This window comes from Humibacillus xanthopallidus (genome assembly GCF_044793955.1).
Taxonomy (GTDB): Bacteria; Actinomycetota; Actinomycetes; order Actinomycetales; family Dermatophilaceae; genus Humibacillus; species Humibacillus xanthopallidus_C.
On sequence record NZ_CP084995.1, the window covers coordinates 1,837,365 to 1,854,620 of the forward strand.

The 17,256-nt window shown below is 67.8% G+C and carries 13 protein-coding genes; 5 read left to right on the top strand and 8 right to left on the bottom strand.

Annotation, left to right across the window (positions count from 1 at the left end):
• Window positions 1–46: 46 nt before the first annotated feature.
• Window positions 47–733 carry a hypothetical protein gene (locus LG278_RS08135; protein ID WP_404392700.1) on the bottom strand — a complete coding sequence of 229 codons (687 nt, stop codon included), beginning with the start codon at window positions 731–733 and terminating at the stop codon, window positions 47–49.
• Between the two features lie 526 nt (window positions 734–1,259).
• Window positions 1,260–1,640 (bottom strand): hypothetical protein, encoded by a 381-nt coding sequence (locus LG278_RS08140; RefSeq protein WP_404392702.1) that lies wholly within the window; start codon window positions 1,638–1,640, stop codon window positions 1,260–1,262.
• Between the two features lie 381 nt (window positions 1,641–2,021).
• Here LG278_RS08140 and LG278_RS08145 point away from each other — a divergent pair, with 381 nt between their 5' ends.
• On the top strand, window positions 2,022–2,609 hold the full coding sequence (locus LG278_RS08145) for a GNAT family N-acetyltransferase (protein ID WP_404392704.1): 588 nt from the start codon (window positions 2,022–2,024) through the stop codon (window positions 2,607–2,609).
• Window positions 2,610–2,886: 277 nt separating this feature from the next.
• On the top strand, window positions 2,887–3,363 hold the full coding sequence (locus tag LG278_RS08150) for a DinB family protein (RefSeq protein ID WP_404392706.1): 477 nt from the start codon (window positions 2,887–2,889) through the stop codon (window positions 3,361–3,363).
• A 460-nt stretch (window positions 3,364–3,823) separates the two neighbouring features.
• Here LG278_RS08150 and LG278_RS08155 read toward each other — a convergent pair whose 3' ends face one another.
• Both LG278_RS08155 and LG278_RS08160 read right to left on the bottom strand, forming a co-directional pair.
• On the bottom strand, window positions 3,824–4,228 hold the full coding sequence (locus LG278_RS08155; protein WP_404392708.1) for a nuclear transport factor 2 family protein: 405 nt from the start codon (window positions 4,226–4,228) through the stop codon (window positions 3,824–3,826).
• Between the two features lie 215 nt (window positions 4,229–4,443).
• Window positions 4,444–4,962, bottom strand: a complete 519-nt coding sequence (locus LG278_RS08160) for a hypothetical protein (protein ID WP_404390386.1) — start codon at window positions 4,960–4,962, stop codon at window positions 4,444–4,446.
• A gap of 454 nt (window positions 4,963–5,416) precedes the next feature.
• On the opposite strand from LG278_RS08160, the gene LG278_RS08165 reads away from it, so the two are divergent.
• Window positions 5,417–6,010 carry a GNAT family N-acetyltransferase gene (locus LG278_RS08165; protein WP_404392710.1) on the top strand — a complete coding sequence of 198 codons (594 nt, stop codon included), beginning with the start codon at window positions 5,417–5,419 and terminating at the stop codon, window positions 6,008–6,010.
• A 634-nt stretch (window positions 6,011–6,644) separates the two neighbouring features.
• On the opposite strand, the gene LG278_RS08170 is transcribed toward LG278_RS08165, so the two are convergent.
• Both LG278_RS08170 and LG278_RS08175 read right to left on the bottom strand, forming a co-directional pair.
• A complete protein-coding gene (locus LG278_RS08170; protein WP_404392712.1) occupies window positions 6,645–7,034 on the bottom strand; it encodes an ester cyclase in 390 nt (129 codons plus the stop codon).
• Window positions 7,035–7,208: 174 nt separating this feature from the next.
• Window positions 7,209–9,566: a hypothetical protein gene (locus LG278_RS08175; RefSeq protein ID WP_404392714.1), complete on the bottom strand. Its 2,358-nt coding sequence runs from the start codon at window positions 9,564–9,566 to the stop codon at window positions 7,209–7,211.
• Between the two features lie 420 nt (window positions 9,567–9,986).
• On the opposite strand from LG278_RS08175, the gene LG278_RS08180 reads away from it, so the two are divergent.
• Window positions 9,987–11,984, top strand: a complete 1,998-nt coding sequence (locus tag LG278_RS08180; protein ID WP_404392716.1) for an FGLLP motif-containing membrane protein — start codon at window positions 9,987–9,989, stop codon at window positions 11,982–11,984.
• Between the two features lie 634 nt (window positions 11,985–12,618).
• Here LG278_RS08180 and LG278_RS08185 read toward each other — a convergent pair.
• Window positions 12,619–14,490: a CHAT domain-containing protein gene (locus LG278_RS08185; RefSeq protein WP_404392718.1), complete on the bottom strand. Its 1,872-nt coding sequence runs from the start codon at window positions 14,488–14,490 to the stop codon at window positions 12,619–12,621.
• A 418-nt stretch (window positions 14,491–14,908) separates the two neighbouring features.
• Complete coding sequence (locus LG278_RS08190) at window positions 14,909–15,922, bottom strand: phosphotransferase family protein (protein WP_404392720.1); 1,014 nt, start codon at window positions 15,920–15,922, stop codon at window positions 14,909–14,911.
• Between the two features lie 181 nt (window positions 15,923–16,103).
• Between LG278_RS08190 and LG278_RS08195 the strand changes: the two genes are divergently transcribed.
• Complete coding sequence (locus tag LG278_RS08195; RefSeq protein ID WP_404392722.1) at window positions 16,104–16,889, top strand: class I SAM-dependent methyltransferase; 786 nt, start codon at window positions 16,104–16,106, stop codon at window positions 16,887–16,889.
• The last annotated feature ends 367 nt before the right edge of the window (window positions 16,890–17,256 follow it).

A 17,256-nucleotide genomic window follows, 5' to 3' on the forward strand; every position in this document is an offset into this window, starting at 1 on the left:
ACTCGTCTCAGGATCCGGCACCGCCCATCGTGCGGCCCGGCCGCGGTCAGACCCTCGAGCTTGACCGCCGTGCCGCAGTGACGATGACCACCGTCATCCCGACGAACAGGCCACCGAGCAACAACGCGACGATGCCGACGACCTGAGGACCCCAGGTCCAGAGCAGGTTGTCTCCGACCGCGACGATGGCGCCTTGGTCGGTGCTGCCGAGGGTGACCCGGTAGGCGCCGGGCTTCTCGGCCTGGAAACTCAGCACCGCGTCGCCGATACGGTTGGCGACGTTCGGGACGTCGTAGCGAAGCTCGCCGCGGTATGCCGCCACCGGCACCTCGGCTCCGGTCGGTCCAGTCACCGTGACAGCGGGCACAGACGGGACCGCTGCGGTCCGGTCGTGCTCCAGGTAGAGCAAGCGGGTCCCAGCGTCGGTCACGAAGACCACCGCAGTCTCCGTTGGCGCCACACGGACGAAAGCGTCGACGTGGGCTCGCCAGCCGAGGAACGCGAACGCCCCCCAGGTGACTGCGCCGAGCGTCGCCATGACGGCGACTACCGCGCCGATCCAGTACCCCGCCGTCCCGGGCCGTCGCTTCGTCGGTGTGGTCGACGGCGCAGCCCCCGGCACCAGCGCCGGCCTCTGATTGGTGGTGTGCGTACTCATGCTCCTCGCCCCTTGTCCGATCGCCGATGCCGCGTCGACGCGGTTCGCCGATGCGGCCCCGCGGGAGATCGTCACCGGCCCGGCGCGCGTCTCGGGGCTGGGTCCGCGTTGGCCCTGCGGGGCCGGCGCGGTACGGGGCTCAAGGGGTGACAGGTCGGGTGCCCGGTCTCTCCTGCACCATCAACGATAGGCAGGATCCTTGCTCGACGACGGTCTACCGTTGCCGAGATCACGTGCGCGACGGCCGGCCTTCGGGTGAGCGCCTCCTGGTGGTTATCGACGTGTTATCGACCCCTGCGCGTGGCGTCAGCAGCGCCAGCAAAGCGCCTGCCTACCGCGCACTGCTGGAGGGCGTCATGACACCTCCGCCCCCCTTTCGCCTCAGATGGCGGGAGCCGCGGAGCCGGCTCCTCTGGGTTCACCAGCCGTGTCTCCGAGCTGTCCTTGTTGAACGCCCTGAGCCCCGGCGGCCGCCCGGAACCGATCGTCGTGCCGCTGCTCCAGGGAACGGCCGCCGCTCCAGGGCGGCATCGCTGAAGGACGGCACGCGAGCGGGAGACCCGGGTGCACCAATGCATCCGGGTCTCTCGGGTTCGGCTGGTCAGGCGTGCGCCATCGGGGCGCCGTGCGCGTGCACGAGGCCGGCGTGGTCGACAATCTCGACCAGCCACACGACCAGGATCGAGGCCATGAACGCGGCGAGCAGCACCTCGGCGGCGGCCGCTTCGGCGAAGGCAAAGGCGACCAGTCCCAGGACCAGCGAGATGACCGCTAGCCCGGTCTCCACCTTGCCTGCCCGGTCGAAGGCATCACCGCTCCTCATCACGAGGAACGCGGCGGTACCCAACACCAGACCGACGGCGGACATCCCTCGCGGGTCCTTGACGAACGGCATCTCGCCGTTGACCAAGTAGCCGACATACGGCACGCCGATGGCGAGAACGAGGACAGTTCCGATCACATCTCTCAACTTCAGTTTCATGATCACACCTCCTTCCACCTCCCACGCTCGGCCGCCACACATGCACGCGTCAGAGCCGAAGGTCCCGACCCGGCTGTGTTCTCGAGCACCCCGGTCCGGCGTAAGACACGCCTCCGTCTCAGCCGCGCTGCGCGGTTGGTGACATCGTCGACGTCCTCCGCCGGCGCCCACTTGCGGGTGGCCCAGCCTCTGTGAACGCACTCACCTGCCGCGGACGGGACGTCCGATCCTGCCGCGACCCGCGCGGTCGTGGCGATGAGCATGCTGGCCCTTGCTCCAGTCTGAGTACTCGGCGAGCCTCAGCCGCCACGGCCTTGCGCCGCTGTGGCCGCGTGAGCCACCGGACGCCGAACGTCCGCGATCCGGAGTACGTTTCCAAGCATGTCCGACTTCGCGATCAAGGCGCTCACGCCGGAGACGTTCGACGACTTCGCCGCTCTCGTCGAGCGGAACAAGGGCATGTTCGCCAGCTGCTGGTGCACGCATTTCCATCCCGATGACCGCGAGCGGGACACCACCGCCGAGGACAACCGGGCGTTCAAGAAACGCCGCGTAGAAGAGGGGATCGCGCACGCGGCGCTGGTCTACAACGGCGACCTCGCCATCGCCTGGGCAGAGTACGGCACACCTGAGGAGCTACCCCGCATCCAGCACCGCAAGGAGTACCTCGCCACCGCCGAGCGACTGCCGGACTACCGGATCACTTGCATCCAGGTCGAGAAGGTCCACCGCGGAAAGGGCTTGGCGTCGGTGGCTCTGCGCGGAGCCGTGGACCTGATCGCGCAGGCGGGCGGCGGCCTGGTCGAGGGCTACCCCCACGACACCGGCGGGGTCCGGAAGAAGAACTCGTCATTCCTCTACAACGGCACACGCACGATGTACGAGCGCCAGGGCTTCACTTACGACCGTCCCAAGGGACTAGGCAACTGCGTGATGGTGCGCGAGGTGCCCCCGAGCACGGCTGCCTGAAACGCACTCTCATGCACTGAGGACGGCTACGGGACGTCCGAATCTGCCGCGGACGGGACGTCCGATCCTGCCGCGGACGGGACGTCCGATCTTGCCGCTCGGAGCCTGTTTGCCCAACCCGTCGCGGGACGGTCTCCGACGATTGATGATCGTTGCGTGGCAGAGTGCGCGCATGACTGAGGACCCCCTTGAGGGTGAGAGCCATTCGGAGTCTGGCCTGACCGACGGCGCCTTCGCGCCCGAGTGGTCCGATGACGACCGCCCACGGATCCCTCGAGTGGCCGGCGAGCGCGAGGCGCTCACGGCCTACCTCGAGTACTACCGGGCAACCGTCGAGATGAAGTGCCGAGGCCTCAGCACCGAGCAGGCCCGGACTCGCTGCATGCCGCCGTCGACGCTGTCGTTGCACGGGCTAGTCCGACACCTCGCCGGCGTCGAGCGCTGGTGGTTCCAGCAGAACTTTGAACGGCGCGACGTCCCGTTCCTCTTCTTCACCGAGGACAACCCCGACCTCGACTTCAACCCGCCGGCGGACGCGGACTTCGGATCAGACCAGGACGCTTGGCGAGCGGAGTGCGCGGTCTCCCGCGACATCGTCGCCGCCCACGGCCTCGATGATCCGGCGCGCCCGTTGGACTGGTACGAGGACGTCGACCTGCGCTGGCTGATTCTGCGGATGATCACCGAGTACGCCCAACACTGTGGGCATGTCGATCTGCTTCGCGAGGGGATCGACGGCAAGACCGGCGCGTGAGCGCTATCTGGGCGCCCCCGCCCGCGGGTGGTTAAGTAGCCCGCGGAAGACGCACCTTGATCTGCGTCCGCACGTGCCGCCGTCAGGATGGTCGACACGCGGCGGTGTGACGCACGTCGCGAACGCGCTCATTGCCGATCATCCGGAAGTTAGTCGCAGCCGCTCGCATCAGCATGAGCTGCCAAGTCGCGGTGTCCCGGGTGGTTGTTTGGCGATCCGCGACGCGCGCCTTGCTCACCGCGGCGAGGGCATCAGGAAGCGTGTAAGGCTGCCCTCTCGCGAAACGCGAGCGGCCACTCCTTACCGTCTCTCGGAACCAATGCCAGCGCCCCCATTGGCTGGCCGACCCGGGTTCGATACCCATGAACATGTGTGAGTGAGATCGTCCCCGGCAACGAGTCAGCCGCACCTCAGATTGCGCCGCCATCCGCATCGGCGGTACGCGGGGGCCCTTCAGGTCTCAGCCTGCCGGGATGCCGTGGTCATTGCGGTAGGTGCGCAACCGCTTGATCCGGCCGTCCTCGACGGTGAAGATGTGGCAAACCGTGCTGACGTAGTCATTTCCGTCGCGGCTGATGGTGGACAGTTGCTCGACCAGGACGTCCTTGCCGGCCTGGACCACGTTCGTGTTCTCGGTCCTGAGGACGGATCCCGCGTTAATCGGTGCACCGAGCCGCTCGACCATTTGGTCGGCGCTCGTGTACGCAATCCGCCAGGGCGAGTCCGTCCACGCGCTGGCCAGCTTCACCTGGACGTCGTCGGCGAGGAAGCGGCGCAGGGCCTCGTAGTCTTCGGGTTGCTGCGAGTTCCGGGCGCGCTGGCTCGCCTCGATCCACGCCAGGACGAGGGCGACATCGTCGGGCATGAGCTCGATTCAAGCAGCGATGACCGGCTCGGTCGTTGTCTATGGTCAAAGTCGCGCTGACGGTGGCCACGCTGGCCCTCAGAAACGATCGTTCTGGACCAGCAGTGCGCGCCTCAGGACGCCAGCGCCCACCGACAGGACCCGCACGAGGAGCGGCATAGGAAGGCGATGACCGGATGAGTCCGGCGCTGCTGGCTCCACGGCGACCCCGACGGTCATCGGGTGTCGGCAACCTCCGTGAGCCAGGAACCTACGATCGAGGCGAGTCGGTCCTCGGCAGGTGGCCAGTCGCTGAACACTTGGCGCCCCAGGTTGCCGATCGTCGAAGCTGGCACTTGCTCCCAGGCCCCGGCTCTCAGCATCGGCTTGTTCTGGTCGAGGTATCGCGGATGCGGGTCAGTCGCCACCTCCCACTTCGCCTCCGGGACGGCGCTCGTGATGATGTCGATCACGTAGGAGATCAGTCCGTCGAGCAGCTGGAGGGAGGCCTCGTCGAGTCGCTCGTGCTCCCCGAGCCCCAGCCTCGACCAGGACGGCTGATGTCCGGACGGACCGAGCCGGAGCCTCTCCTTCGCCCACACCCACAGCGGTCCGAGGCTCTCGACCGAGTGGTCCAGGTGGACAGCATCGCCCACGGCGAGCTCGAGATGCCGCAGGGCGGGGGACCGCTCCTGCAGGAACTCCTCGAGGGCGGCCGCCGCCTGCTGCTCAGTCAGGTGTGCGTACGGGGTCATGGAAGATGGTTAACGCAAAGATCCCGTTCTCGTCGAGAGGTTCAAGACGGCCGGGTCGGCACCCATCGACCTCAACTGCCCGCGGGCGACGAAGTTGCAGACCACCTGCTGGCCGTCCGCCCTGAGCAGGGCATCCGGGAAGCTGACGGAGAGCCCGACCACTCTTACGGCGGAGGACTTCTTCGGCCTCCCAGACCCGTGGCCACCAGGCGAGCCCGGGCCGGGCGAACGTTAGGACGGCGGCTGAAGGTGGCAGGGCATACTTTCCGGCTGCGTCGAGTACAACGTCTCGACCGGCAGCCAACAACTCGTGTGTACGTACACATCCGCGCATCGGCGTGTGGGTGAGAGACAGGCGTGCGCCCGAAAGGCGGCGGTGTGACCCATCGACGAGGTCACGGATTTGATGGTCACGGCGTCGTTACTGGCGGCGACCCGCCACTAGTCTCGCGGTGTGCCCGAGTTCAGCTGGCGACCGGCCAACCACGCGACGAGCGAGGACGTCGAGGCCGTGTTCGACGCCGGCGGCGCCGGCAAGTGCCGCTGCCAGGCGCTCAAGGTGCCGGGCTGGATCTGGCGCGACACGACCCAGCAGGAGCGCGACGCCGCACTCCTTGAGCAGGCCGGCTGCGGCACGAGCGGCCCCACATCCGGCCTCGTCGGGTACCTCGACGGCGGGCCGGCCGGCTGGGTCGCGATCGAGCCGCGGGAGAACTACCCGAGGATCTGGGCGCGGCAGAAGTCGTGGATGCGGATGGACCCCGACCTCGAGGGCGTCTGGTCGGTCACCTGCTTCGTCGTGCGCAAGGTGTTCCGTCGACAGGGACTGATGTACGAGCTCGCCGCCGCAACCGTCGAGTACGGCAGGCAGGTCGGCGCTCGCGTCCTCGAGGGCTACCCCACCGAGCCGCCGCCGGGTAAGACGGTGATCTGGGACGAGGCGTCGGTCGGGCTGCTCCAGGTCTTCCTCGACGCCGGCTACGAGGTCAAGGCGTCGCCCACCCTGCGCCGGAGGGTGGTGCGACACCGACTCGGCGTGTCGTCCTGACGGTCGGTTCCGTCCAAGCCCAGGCGGAGTTGTCGTATCCGGGCCTACCGCTCTGTGCGGCCGAATGAGGCTCGCGTCCAAGCCCCGGCCGCTTCTCACCCTGGCCGTGGCGCCATTCTTACGCCCCTATTCGGGCCGAGAACCTCCCCATCGCTCAAGAACCGTGGCCGGGTCATTCAGCGACATCGGCCCCCACGCGTCACCGGCGGGAAGCGTCTCGTCTATCTCGCTCCACCGCGCCCACGCCGACTCCCGCGTGACCCCCAGTGCGGCAGCGATTTCAGTCCACGACATGCCGGCCTTTCGGGCGTACCGCACAGTCATGAGCTCGGTGCTGTCACAGCTCCGCCGCACCTCCCCTATCGCGGACAGGGTGGCAAGCACCTCGCGCTCCCAGCCGTCCGGACTGGACCAGGAGCCCCCCGCGTTTCGAGGGCCCTTCATCGCTCTGTGGACCGTAACCCCGCCGCTATATCTCGCCATCCCGTCAGGGTGCCACCCCGTTTGTCCGGCGTCTTGGGATCTTGGTAGATGGTCGGCTCGCGGCGGAAGGACTCACGTCGAGTTCACGACATGTCGACGGGGGACGGCGCGGACAGCCCTGGGCGCGGGAGGAAGTCCGCTCAGCGAGAACTCACCGGCCGTCCAAGGAGCCAACGTCGGCGATCTCCCACGCTTCAGCGATCTTGCCGTCGTGAAGGTGGCAGATGACGGCCTGATCCATCTGAGAGGATTGCCCGCTTCCTGGGACGCCGGCGAGGTCGTGGCGCAGTGTCCCAGTGACGATGACGCGCGCCATTTCCACGTTCCCCTGGGCCACGACCTCCTGTACTCCGTGGCGAAGATCGGGCATGGCTGTCACTGCCTCGCGCCACACCTGCTTCTCTGATTCAAGGTCCTTCGTTGAGAGCCCCCGGGGGGCGTGGAGTACCACATCGCGATGGAGCAGGTCATCGAAGGCCTCAACATCACCGCAGTCACCGGCGGCCAGCCAGCGAGCGACGACGGACGCGGGCTGATCCATGCCTGATTGTCCCCCAATAGCGGCATGACCTCCGTCTTCGGCGCGGATCCAGGTCCGATGAGATGGGGTCAGGTCCGCCTCGAAGACTTGGGAGGTCGCGATCTCGGGAACCACTGGATGAAAGCAGCCCTGGTCTGGGGAGTCGACCTCGACGATGATTGTCCAGGTCTTCGGTCAGCCATTAGGTAGGAACCAGGCGGTGTGAACTTTGCCCTGCGCCGGGCTGACCGCGAACACGTCAATTTGCCCGACCCGGGCGGATTCCACCCCGAGCGGTGTGAGGGAGGGGAAGTCTTCGTCGCCGACCGGGGACCAACCTTGCCACCGCGGCGGGGCCGGGGCGGAGAACAGTGGTGCAGCAAACCAGGCTGTCCAGACGCGCTCGTCCTGACCGACAGCGAACAGGTCGATCTGTCCGGGGCGGGCGCTGATCGCAGCCACGGGGGTGCCCTGCGCGAACGTTCCGTGCAGGACCGGTTGCCAGCCCTGCCAGCCCTGCGGGGGATGGAACCACGCGGTGTACACCCGCCCGTCCTGACCGACCGCGAACAGGTCGAGCCAGCCTGGCTGGTCCGAGACCACCGCCACGGGGGTGCCCTGCGCGAACGTTCCGTGCGGGACCGGTTGCCAGCCCTGCCAGCCCTGCGGGGGATGGAACCACGCGGTGTACACCCGCCCGTCCTGACCGACCGCGAACACGTCGATCTCGCCTGGGCGGGCGCTGATCGCAACCACGGGGGTGCCCTGAGCGAACGTTCCGTGCAGGACCGGTTGCCAGCCCTGCCAGCCAAGATCTGTTCGCGTGACCAAGGTGCCGTCTGATACGACAGGGGCAGCCGCCTCGCAGTAGCGCCGAAGGGCATCCAGGCGGTTGAGGTCGGCATCGCCGACCGCGCGGGCGTCGGCGGTTGCCACGATGAACGCCAGCCGCCAAGGGACGGGGTCCCGGCGTCGCTGCTCGACCTCGGGGGACAGAACGACCTGGCTGGTCGTCGCGCGGGCCGCTTCCCCCCAGAGGATAGCCCCGCGGGCGCCGCCTGCGGCTGCCGGCCCGATCGCGCCCCGGACGATGGCCGTGACCGTTGCGACACCGAATCGCCCGGCTGGCGCTCGTACGAACAGCTTTGGGGCTTGGTCGACGCCCGGTCGGTGGTCGTAGGGCTGGTCCCACGGCGCGCCGAGAACAACCGAGGTGCCGGACTCGCGCATCTGGCTGTACGTCGCTTCCGGGTGCTCGGGAGCGGCCACGTAGGGCAGCGGTACGTCCCGGAAGGTCACACCATCGGGCACATTCAGCTGCGGGCCGCCCGGCCACGTCCGGACTCCGCCGACCAGCGAGATCGTCCGAGGCACCTCGCTCGCGTCGTAACGCCAGGTCACCAGCGTGTCGAACTGGCACTCCACCAACACGGCCGCCTCGGTCTTCACCAGTACGCCGACAGCGGTCGGAGTAGCCACCACCCGCAGGGTCCCGACGGTTTGCCACGTGCTCATGTCACCAGCCGTCGGCGCCGCTGCAGGATTGTCGACGCCGCCGAACAGGTCGTCGGCCCCGACGCCTGTCCGCTTCGCTTGGAAATACAGGAACGAGCCGTCGTAAGCGACGCGAAGCGCCACTTTCGCCCCACCGAGGGCGTCGTATGCCGCGCTCAGATCACTCAGGGGGCTGGCCCATCCTGTGGCCGGGTGAGTCGCACCCAACATGCGATGGTCATTGAGGAAACCGAAGTACGCGTAGCTGCCGTCGGCCAGTGCGACGTAGAGCCCGCTCTGGTACTTCATCGGCGTACCAGCCGCAAACTGCGGGTACAGCCAAGAAAAGCGGCCACCGGTCGCCCGATAGCACTCCTCGGCCCGCTTCAACCCGAGAATGAACAGGTCCAAGTCACATAACCGGCCACCCAAGCGAATCGTGGGCAGCCCGGTTGGCGAGACAGGCAGCGCGAGGTCCCGTTGGGTCCACTGCTGCTGCCCGTAGCCTTGCTCGGCGACATCCCAGTTGATGCCATCCATGAACGAGCCGTCCGCGTTGAAATAGATCCCCCAGTGCTGGTCCGAACGGCCGAGAAGTGCTGGCCCGTCATATCGCTGGCGACGGAAGATGTTGACCGTCAGGGGCCAGCTCCCCAAGACTGCGCGCGTGCCTTCGGGCAGAGCGAACCGCAGATCAGCTGGGACGAGCCATCCGTGTACCGCCTCGTGCAGAAGCACCCAGAGGGCGTCCGCCATGATGGCCTCTGACATGTCACCTGGGATGGCCCGCATGTCGCCGACGCCGCGAAGAGGTCGCGGGACCGCCTGAGCATCGTCCGGGGCCAGTGTCGCGAAGTTCGCCGAGTTCGGGTTCGCCGCGGGTTGAGCCGGATACGGAAAGACCACCCACAGCGTATGACTGCCCCGGGAAACGGGGCTGTTCTGCGCCGAGTAAATCGCCTGCTGAAGTGCCGGCCGGTAGTCGGCCTCGGGACGGGTGACATCGATTCCGTCGACGATGAGCAGGTTCGGAAACGGCCCACGCACTTGAAGCGTCATGATGAGCCCTCCTCGTAGGGCATGCGAACCGGGGCAACTCACGTTACCGCTCCGGAATCCTGAACTCCGGCTAGTACAAAGAACCCGCCGCCACCGGTCAAGGCGCCGGAGCCGCGGAGATGGGCCCTGCTGCTACTACGGACCCCCGCGGCCCTGCGGCACCCTGCAGAGATCGAACATGATCACTACCGTCACAACCACGTCAGCGCGCAACTGCTCGCGGCAGAACGGACCGGCTGACAGACCCGTTGCGATTCAGCCAGAGACCGCAGGCCGCCGCCCGGGCTGATCCGGCGTTCTGGCTTGTGGAAACAGGGATTGGGGCGCCGCGCGGGCAGTAGCGTATTTGTCGGAACGCGCACCCCTCTGAAAGTCGGGGCACTCCGCTCGTGGCCCCAGCGCGAACCGAGGGCAACGGTGATGGCAATGATCACGGTGCGGATATCACGGTGGTGGGTGGTGGCCGTGCTCTGCGGGCTGGCCTCCGCTGTACTTCTTACGGCTGTGACGTGGACAGCATCTCCCGTCGACGGCGCCCCGTTGAAAGGTTCGGTCTCCGGCCGCGCCGTGATGGTGGCTGCCGACCCCCCGAAGATGACGGCCATACCTGATCCAGCACCGGTCGGCGCGACGATGCTCGTCACTGGTTCGGGACACTGTTTCCTCTACTGGCAGGGGCACGACGGCTATTTCGAGGTGTCGCTGGGCTTCGGAGATGGCACAACTGTTCGGGCTCAGGGAGTCCGCGGCAACTTCACCGCGGAGATGACCGCGCCGACGTCCCCCGGCAGCTACGTCCTCACCAGTACCTGCCTGCACACCACGGCGGAGAAGGGCATTTCAATTGGCATCACGGTCATCGAGCCAGAGCGCCCCCAACCCCAGGCCTCCGTCAGGGTGGATCCCACGACCGTCGCTCCGGGCGACACCACCCTGATAACCGCCAGTTTGGTGCCGGCAGCGTGTACCGACGGAGAGATGGAGCTGAGCTTTGACGCAAAGCGTGTTGCGTCGATGTGGACGATGATGGGCGGCGCGCCTGGCGGCTCAACGGAGTTCGCAGTTCCCCCGGACACGGCGCCTGGCATTCACAGCGTTGCGGTGACGTGCACGGCACCTGACAACACCATCGTCTCGCTGCCCGTCACTGACCTCACCGTCACACGCACGGCAGGCCCCACGGACGGCTCCAGCGCTCCGAAGCCGGTCGTGACCGCACCGAGACTGTCCAGCACTACTTCCACCCCGCCCACTTCAAGCCAACCCCCCACCACTCAAACCACGTCAACCCTCACTAGCAGGCCCCCACCGACGTCACCGACTCCGGACGAAACAACCAGCGCTGGCACCACCTCGCAGGCGGCAGGCGAGGGGGCGGCCGGCGATCCTCCGGACGTCGACACCCCCCCAAAGCGGGCCGCCGTCGCCACATGGCTTCGTCCGCCGACGGACCCGGGACTCCTGGACACGACGCACCTCACAACTTCCGCCGTTCTGGCGCTGCTGCTCATGTTGCTCATCGGCTTCCCTGCGCAGCTATTCGAGGCCACCTACGAGGAAAACCACGAGCGCATCAGGGCGTTCCTTGGGCGGCACCGCTACCGGGTCATCCCTCGACGTAAGCAGCAGAGCAATGTGCCGGCACCGGTCGCGATCGCCGGTTTCGCGGTCCTCGGTGCCGTCCTTTACAGTCTCACCGACCCCAACTTCGGCAAAGACGGAACGCAGACCTTCCTGGATGCGATCGGCTTCCTGGTTGCCCTGCCATTGATCACCCTCGCCTTCGAGGTACCCGCGGAGCGCTACGCCCGCCGCGGGGGTCGCGTGCCGGCCCGGTTGCGAGTGCTGCCCACAGCGCTGGTCATCGCCCTGGTGTGTGCGGTCGTCTCCTACCTTGGGGAGTTCCAACCGGGCTATGTCTACGGCTTGATCGCAGGCTACGCGGCCCTGAAAACCTCGCGCTTGGATCCGGCGGCGTCGGCCCGCGCTGTTCTGTTCGGAAGTGGAACTGTGGCCGTGGTGTCGCTGCTCGCCTGGCTGGTGTGGGCGCCGCTCGACTCGGCACTAACAACCGCCGGAGTCTCCGGTGCACCACGGGTAGTCGACGCCGTGCTGGCGACCGGGGTGCTTGTGGGCGTCCAAGCACTTGCCTTCCAACTGCTGCCGCTCACGTTCCTCGACGGACACGCAGTGAACCAGTGGAGCCGAACGCGTTGGCGAGTCGTATATGCCATCGCGCTGTTCGCGCTCATCGCCGTCACGTTCCACCCCCGCACCCGGAACGACACCACCGATCCGCAAATTCTGATGATGGTGGCCTTGTTCGCCGTCTTTGGAGCAACCTCCATCGCGTTCTGGGCGTGGTTCCGCTTCACGCCCGAACCCATGCCCTCGGGTGGCGGCAACGGCGGCGCATGAACCGTACGACGTCACACCGACCGGCACAGCCCGATCCTCTCTGAAAGACACCGCTGGGCAGCCGCGCTCCGATCGAAGAGCAACCCCCCCTGGGGCACCTCCCGGCTTTCGCAGCCATGTGGTGACCCCCGAGATCACCGTTGCGGGCCGACACGGCCCGCTTGCGGCTCCAGTGGAGCCCGGCCTCGCGGAGCTCCTCAGCACAGCGAGGCGCCCAAATCGAGAGGCCTTACCAACCGATTGATGGTCCGCTCAACCTTCGGGTCTGCCTCCCAATGAGTCATCGGAGCGCTGTGAAGGTGTCCCGCTGCCACGGCTGCGCGGTCGGTATAGGCAGTCGACGTGAGACCCTCGGATGCGTACGCTCCGCATCCACCCGTCCAGAATCGACTACCGTCCGGACCTCTGTGTTGCCGCCAGACAGTGCGCGTCGGCTGGCGGCGCAGAGACGCACCCGTTGCGCCCTTGCCGGCACCGGCCGCTCGACCACGTATCGGGTCTCGCTGCCGCCAGCCCGCTCGAGTTCCCGTATCCAAGCCGGGTCGCTCCGTCGGCGGGCGACCCCGCTCGCACCATCTGTGGGGCTCATCCGTCGTGGGCGGCTCCGCCGGAGCCCTGATCGGCTACGTCGGCATTAGGGCTCAGCGAATACCCGTATGTCGCAGCCCTTGAAGTCGGCGAGGTAGACCTGAGAGCGTCCGTTCGGCTCGAGCAGCAGCGGGCCTTCGCCTCGGGGCACCGTGCCGAGGTGCACAAGCTGTCCGTCCGCGGCATCGTTCAGCTCGAAATCGCACTTGGCGTAGTTGTTGAACGCCAGGATCTGCACAGCGACTTTACCGGGCGCCTTCGGTGCCGCGAAGACGTCGGTGTCACCCGTGCCGGCCTTCCAGCTGAAGGGCAGCACGGCATTCCCGGACCCGGGGCGCTGGACCACGCGGCAGCGCGGGTCGTTGGCTACCCACCGGAACGTGCCTGTGGACTGCATCTGGAACGACTTGGTCCCCCAGACATCCTCGAATAGCTCCTCTAGGCCGGTGTCGGTGTCTGTCAGGGTGACATCGCAGCCGTTAGCCATCTTGTCGCTGATGAGGAGCCGCCACGGGCCTGCCGCGGTGATCTCATTGCCTGCCGGGGGTTCGCGGTCCGGGATGAGCAGGGTGGCCGCGGTCCCGGCGGCCGTCAGGACCAGCGCAGCCGCGGCAGCGTAGACCCGGCGGCGCCGCGGCCACACCCGCCGGGCGAGGCCAGTTGGTCCGCCGACCGTGAGCGCGCCCTCTGCTGGCTCTACCTGAAGAGACCGGGTGCGGGCCCCATCCCTTGGACCATCTGCCGGCGCGGTGCGCTCCATTCTTCGCGGGTCTGGCTCTCCTGTCGGCGAGACGGGACCTGCTATCGGAGGGACGGGTGCTGCACCGGGCTTGACCTCGAAGAGGCGGGTGTCGTCGCCGCGCACACAGAGAACCGGTGTCACCCACTCGAGCGTGTCTCGGGTGACGCCAAGGATGCCGATCCGCCCGCTGCGCATCGCCTCGTCGATGGCGCGACCGCGCGCGAGCGACATGTAGAAACCGCGCGCGAAGGCGATGGCCGCCTTGTCACTGATGGCGAACTGCATCGCAGCGACAGCGTTGATCCCGCTGCGTACCAACGCAGCCGCCGTACCCGAGAAGAGGTCGTCCGTGCTCTCGGCCGCGGTGAGGCACGCGTTGAGCACGACCAGTCGCGGCCTTTGCCTGGCTTCGTGCAGCAAGTCCGCGAAGCTGCTCGCGTTGACCAGGTCCGGTCGCCCGTCAGGTCTGACGAACGCGAGCACGCCCTCGTCTCGTGTGTGGTCGTACGAGCCGTGCCCGATGAAGTGCAGTACGTGCCACGTCTCGTCGAGCAGCTTCTCGTGCAGACGCTGCCAGCTTGCATCGAGGAGCCACTCGAGGTGGATCCATCCGGTTTCGACCTGCTCGCCCAGGGCCTCTTCCAAACGTGCCCGTTCGCCGGCAACGTCCAGTGCGGGCAGCGTACTCGGCGATGCGATGAGCGCGAGCACCCGCAGCGGCGGCTCGAGGGGCAGAGTCGGCGCGGAAGGCGTCGTCCCGATCTGCCGCAGCAGCGGCTCCTTGCGACACAGGTATATGCGCCCCTCACGGTCGTAGAGGGACTCCCAAGGCAGCGCAGCGAGCCCCGGCGCCGTGAGCCGAAGAAGCAGGCGCACCCCATCACCACGGGTGTCCGCGACGGCGACACTGGTGCGGTACGCCTCGCGCACCTGCCCAGCGAAAACAGTGTCGAAGAGCAGGGTGCCGACCGCCTCCAGCGATGACTCGTGCGCCGGCGTGACACGACGAGCCGCGATCGACGAGGCGAGAATGCTGTCCTCGAGGCCGTGCCGCTGCGCGAGCAGCCGCTCGACGTCGAGCGCGCACGTCGAGGTGGGCTCCCCCGCGCCGACCGAGCGAAGCACCCGCACGGTGAACCGACCGGCCACGCCCGCCGGCCCGATCTCGACCTCCATCACCGAATCCATACGCCGCCTCGCCGGTGCACTCTCGATCATCCCCTCGATTCGTCAGGGTGTCAGCCGAAACGCACCCCGCATCACCGTCTGACCGAGCCGACCGAACACTCCCGTTAGCCTCCTCTGCCGCAGAGTCGGCGCAGCTTTCCTGGGCGGCGACTGGGCTCACGAATTGTGCGACCCGTGGAGTCACCTCACGCGGCGACTGGCTACCGGACCAGACCCCGCTCGTCGCCGCACGGCGGCCGGGCGCTTGGCCCGCATCGACGCTAGACGCCTCCATCACGTGCGCCTGCAGGCGGTGGAGAGACGCATCTGCAACCCGAGCATCGGTGCTCAGCGCCGCCCATTCGGCGCGGCGGCGATTAGCGGCTTCAGGGGGTGAGGGCGGATGCCTGACCCCCAGGCCACCGCCTCAGTCCTGCACTCGGCGGTCGACGAACATCTCCAGCCGCCGCCGGGTGCTCTCCTCGTCGACGGAGAGATGCCCGTTGACAGCTCGGGCCGCCCAGCCCAGCCTGGTCGCGAGGCGCGCGGCCTCCACCAGGTCGGCGTGCGAGAGGTTCGGGTAGGGGGCCTCGTAGGGCGCGAGGAACGTGTCGCGGAACGGTCCGGTGTCAACGGAGCTCTCCACGTCGTCCAGGCCCCAGGCGATCTGGCCTTCCAGCGCGACGGCCAGCACGAAGAACGGGTGGGAGACACAGGCGTCCCCCCAGTCGACGACCCAGTGGCGACCATCGCGCACGAAGACCTGCCCGTCGTGGAGGTCGTCGTGCTGCACGGACTCCCTGATGCCGTAGGCCGCCAGCTGCTCACACAGCTCGGCCACCCGGTCCGCCGCGGAGCGGAAGCGAGGCCCGGCGTCGATCTCCTCCGTGAGCGCGGCGTAACCCGCCGGGAGGGTGGCCAGCCGCAGGTCGGGGACCCCGATTGCGAGCAGGGTATCGACGTCGTCCTCCATCGCGACGCTGATCCGCGCCACTGAGTCCAGGACGGGGTGCCACCGCTCCAGGCTCGCCTCGATGACCACCAGCTCACGCATCCGCGTCCCCGCGTCTCGCATCAACATCCAGCCGCGTTCGAGGTCGGCGGCCAGCAGCGGCTCGACCCGGTCTGGGACGCGTTCGGCGAGCAGCGTGATCACGGCTGCTTCGTGCTGGAGGGGGCCGTGGTTGGCCTTGAACCACACCGGCCCGGCGGTCGTCGGGACCTTGAGCACGGTCGACCACACCCGGACGTGCGGCTGCTCGACGTCCCCGGTGCGCACCAGCCCAAGCGCTTCGGTCTGCTCATCAACCCACCCCTGGGCACCGGCAAGCCACTCGGGGTCGGTCCAGAGTTCGGTCACGGTCCCGTTGTAGCGGCTGGCGCTCCGGTCCCGCACCCCGTTTTCACCGTTCACCGGGTCCGGGGCGTCGTAGTCGGCCACCTTCGCGGACAGGGTGCGGACCCAGGTGATCGCCGTCGCTGAGCAGGTGGTCGAGTGCGGAGCGCAACAACCTCATGCTCACCCGTCCGAGTGACTCCAGGCGCCGGCTGGCGGCGGATTGACGCACCTCTCTCGGGGCTGGCCGGTGGAGCGAACGGCGCCCGTGGCGGATGATGTGCGGGTGAGCACGGCGCGCTTCTACGACGGGTTGGCGGCGACGTACCACGCCCTCTACCCGGACTGGGAGAAGGAGGTTCACGAGCAAGCACGCGCACTGAGCAAGCTTCTTGGAAGCCCGGCCCCCGGTTCGGCCATCGCCGATGTCGCGTGCGGAATCGGCACCCAGCTGCTCGGACTGGCCGAGGCCGGGTACGACGTGTTCGGTTCGGACGTGAGCCGCGCGGCCGTGCACCGAGCACGAGCCGAATGTGTCAAGCGAGGCCTCGTCGCGCATGTTGTCGTCGCGGACATGCGAGCTCTGCCGTGGCCCGACGCCAGCATGGACGCCGCCATCTGCGCAGACAACGCGATCGCCCATCTCCTGAGTGATGACGAGGTGACGAGCGCCTTCGACGAACTGCGACGAGTCTTGCGACCTGGGGCGCGACTTGCAGTCACGATCCGCGATTACGACGCGGCGCTGCGCGAGCGGCCCTACGGCACTGCGCCGCAGGTGATGGGCACGCCGGGACTCGGACGGGTGATCACCTTCCAACTGTGGACCTGGCACGGCGCCAGCGACATCTACGACCTCGAACACTTCCAGCTGACATGTGAAGACGAGGGTGCATGGAAGACCTCACGACGGACGGCCACCTTCCGGGCCTATACCCGTGCCCATCTGCTCGAGCTGGCCTCCGGTGCGGGCCTTGCCGCAGCTCAATGGCTGACCCCGCGTCACGCAGAGGACTTCCAGCCCGTCCTGATCGCCGCCGGCCCAACCAGAGAAACGCCGCACCCCACCTGAACCCCACCCCGACCTCGCGGCAGTGCGCATCACGCGGCGGAAGGACACTGCCGCTTCGCGGCGGAGTGCCGCACCTCGCGAACGCCTTCAGTGCGTCATGAGCGCGCACTTTGGTGGCCGGGGGGGGGCGCGCCGGTCGGTCCCAAGGAGCAGCAGCAGTCCTCAGTGGTGCCCCTCCGCCTGACGCCGGGCGGATAACAAGCACCGGGCACAGTCGGACGTGCAAGCGCAGCGGCTCCCCGCCGACGGCGAGCACCTCGTCGGCGCCCCCGCCAGGTGTCGGCCCACGGCCGTTTGCTCTACAGCGGACACAAGCGCGAGACCGGCGCCTACGACGCATCGGGCCCGAGGTCAGCTCCGGGCACCG

Excerpts from the sequence above, each read along its gene's own strand:
- LG278_RS08140 (WP_404392702.1), bottom strand. The coding sequence starts at position 1,640 with ATGAAACTGAAGTTGAGAGATGTGATCGGAACTGTCCTCGTTCTCGCC.
- LG278_RS08145 (WP_404392704.1), top strand. The coding sequence starts at position 2,022 with ATGTCCGACTTCGCGATCAAGGCGCTCACGCCGGAGACGTTCGACGAC.
- LG278_RS08155 (WP_404392708.1), bottom strand. The coding sequence starts at position 4,228 with ATGCCCGACGATGTCGCCCTCGTCCTGGCGTGGATCGAGGCGAGCCAG.
- LG278_RS08160 (WP_404390386.1), bottom strand. The coding sequence starts at position 4,962 with ATGACCCCGTACGCACACCTGACTGAGCAGCAGGCGGCGGCCGCCCTC.
- LG278_RS08170 (WP_404392712.1), bottom strand. The coding sequence starts at position 7,034 with ATGGATCAGCCCGCGTCCGTCGTCGCTCGCTGGCTGGCCGCCGGTGAC.
- LG278_RS08175 (WP_404392714.1), bottom strand. The coding sequence starts at position 9,566 with ATGACGCTTCAAGTGCGTGGGCCGTTTCCGAACCTGCTCATCGTCGAC.
- LG278_RS08180 (WP_404392716.1), top strand. The coding sequence starts at position 9,987 with ATGGCAATGATCACGGTGCGGATATCACGGTGGTGGGTGGTGGCCGTG.
- LG278_RS08185 (WP_404392718.1), bottom strand. The coding sequence starts at position 14,490 with ATGGAGGTCGAGATCGGGCCGGCGGGCGTGGCCGGTCGGTTCACCGTG.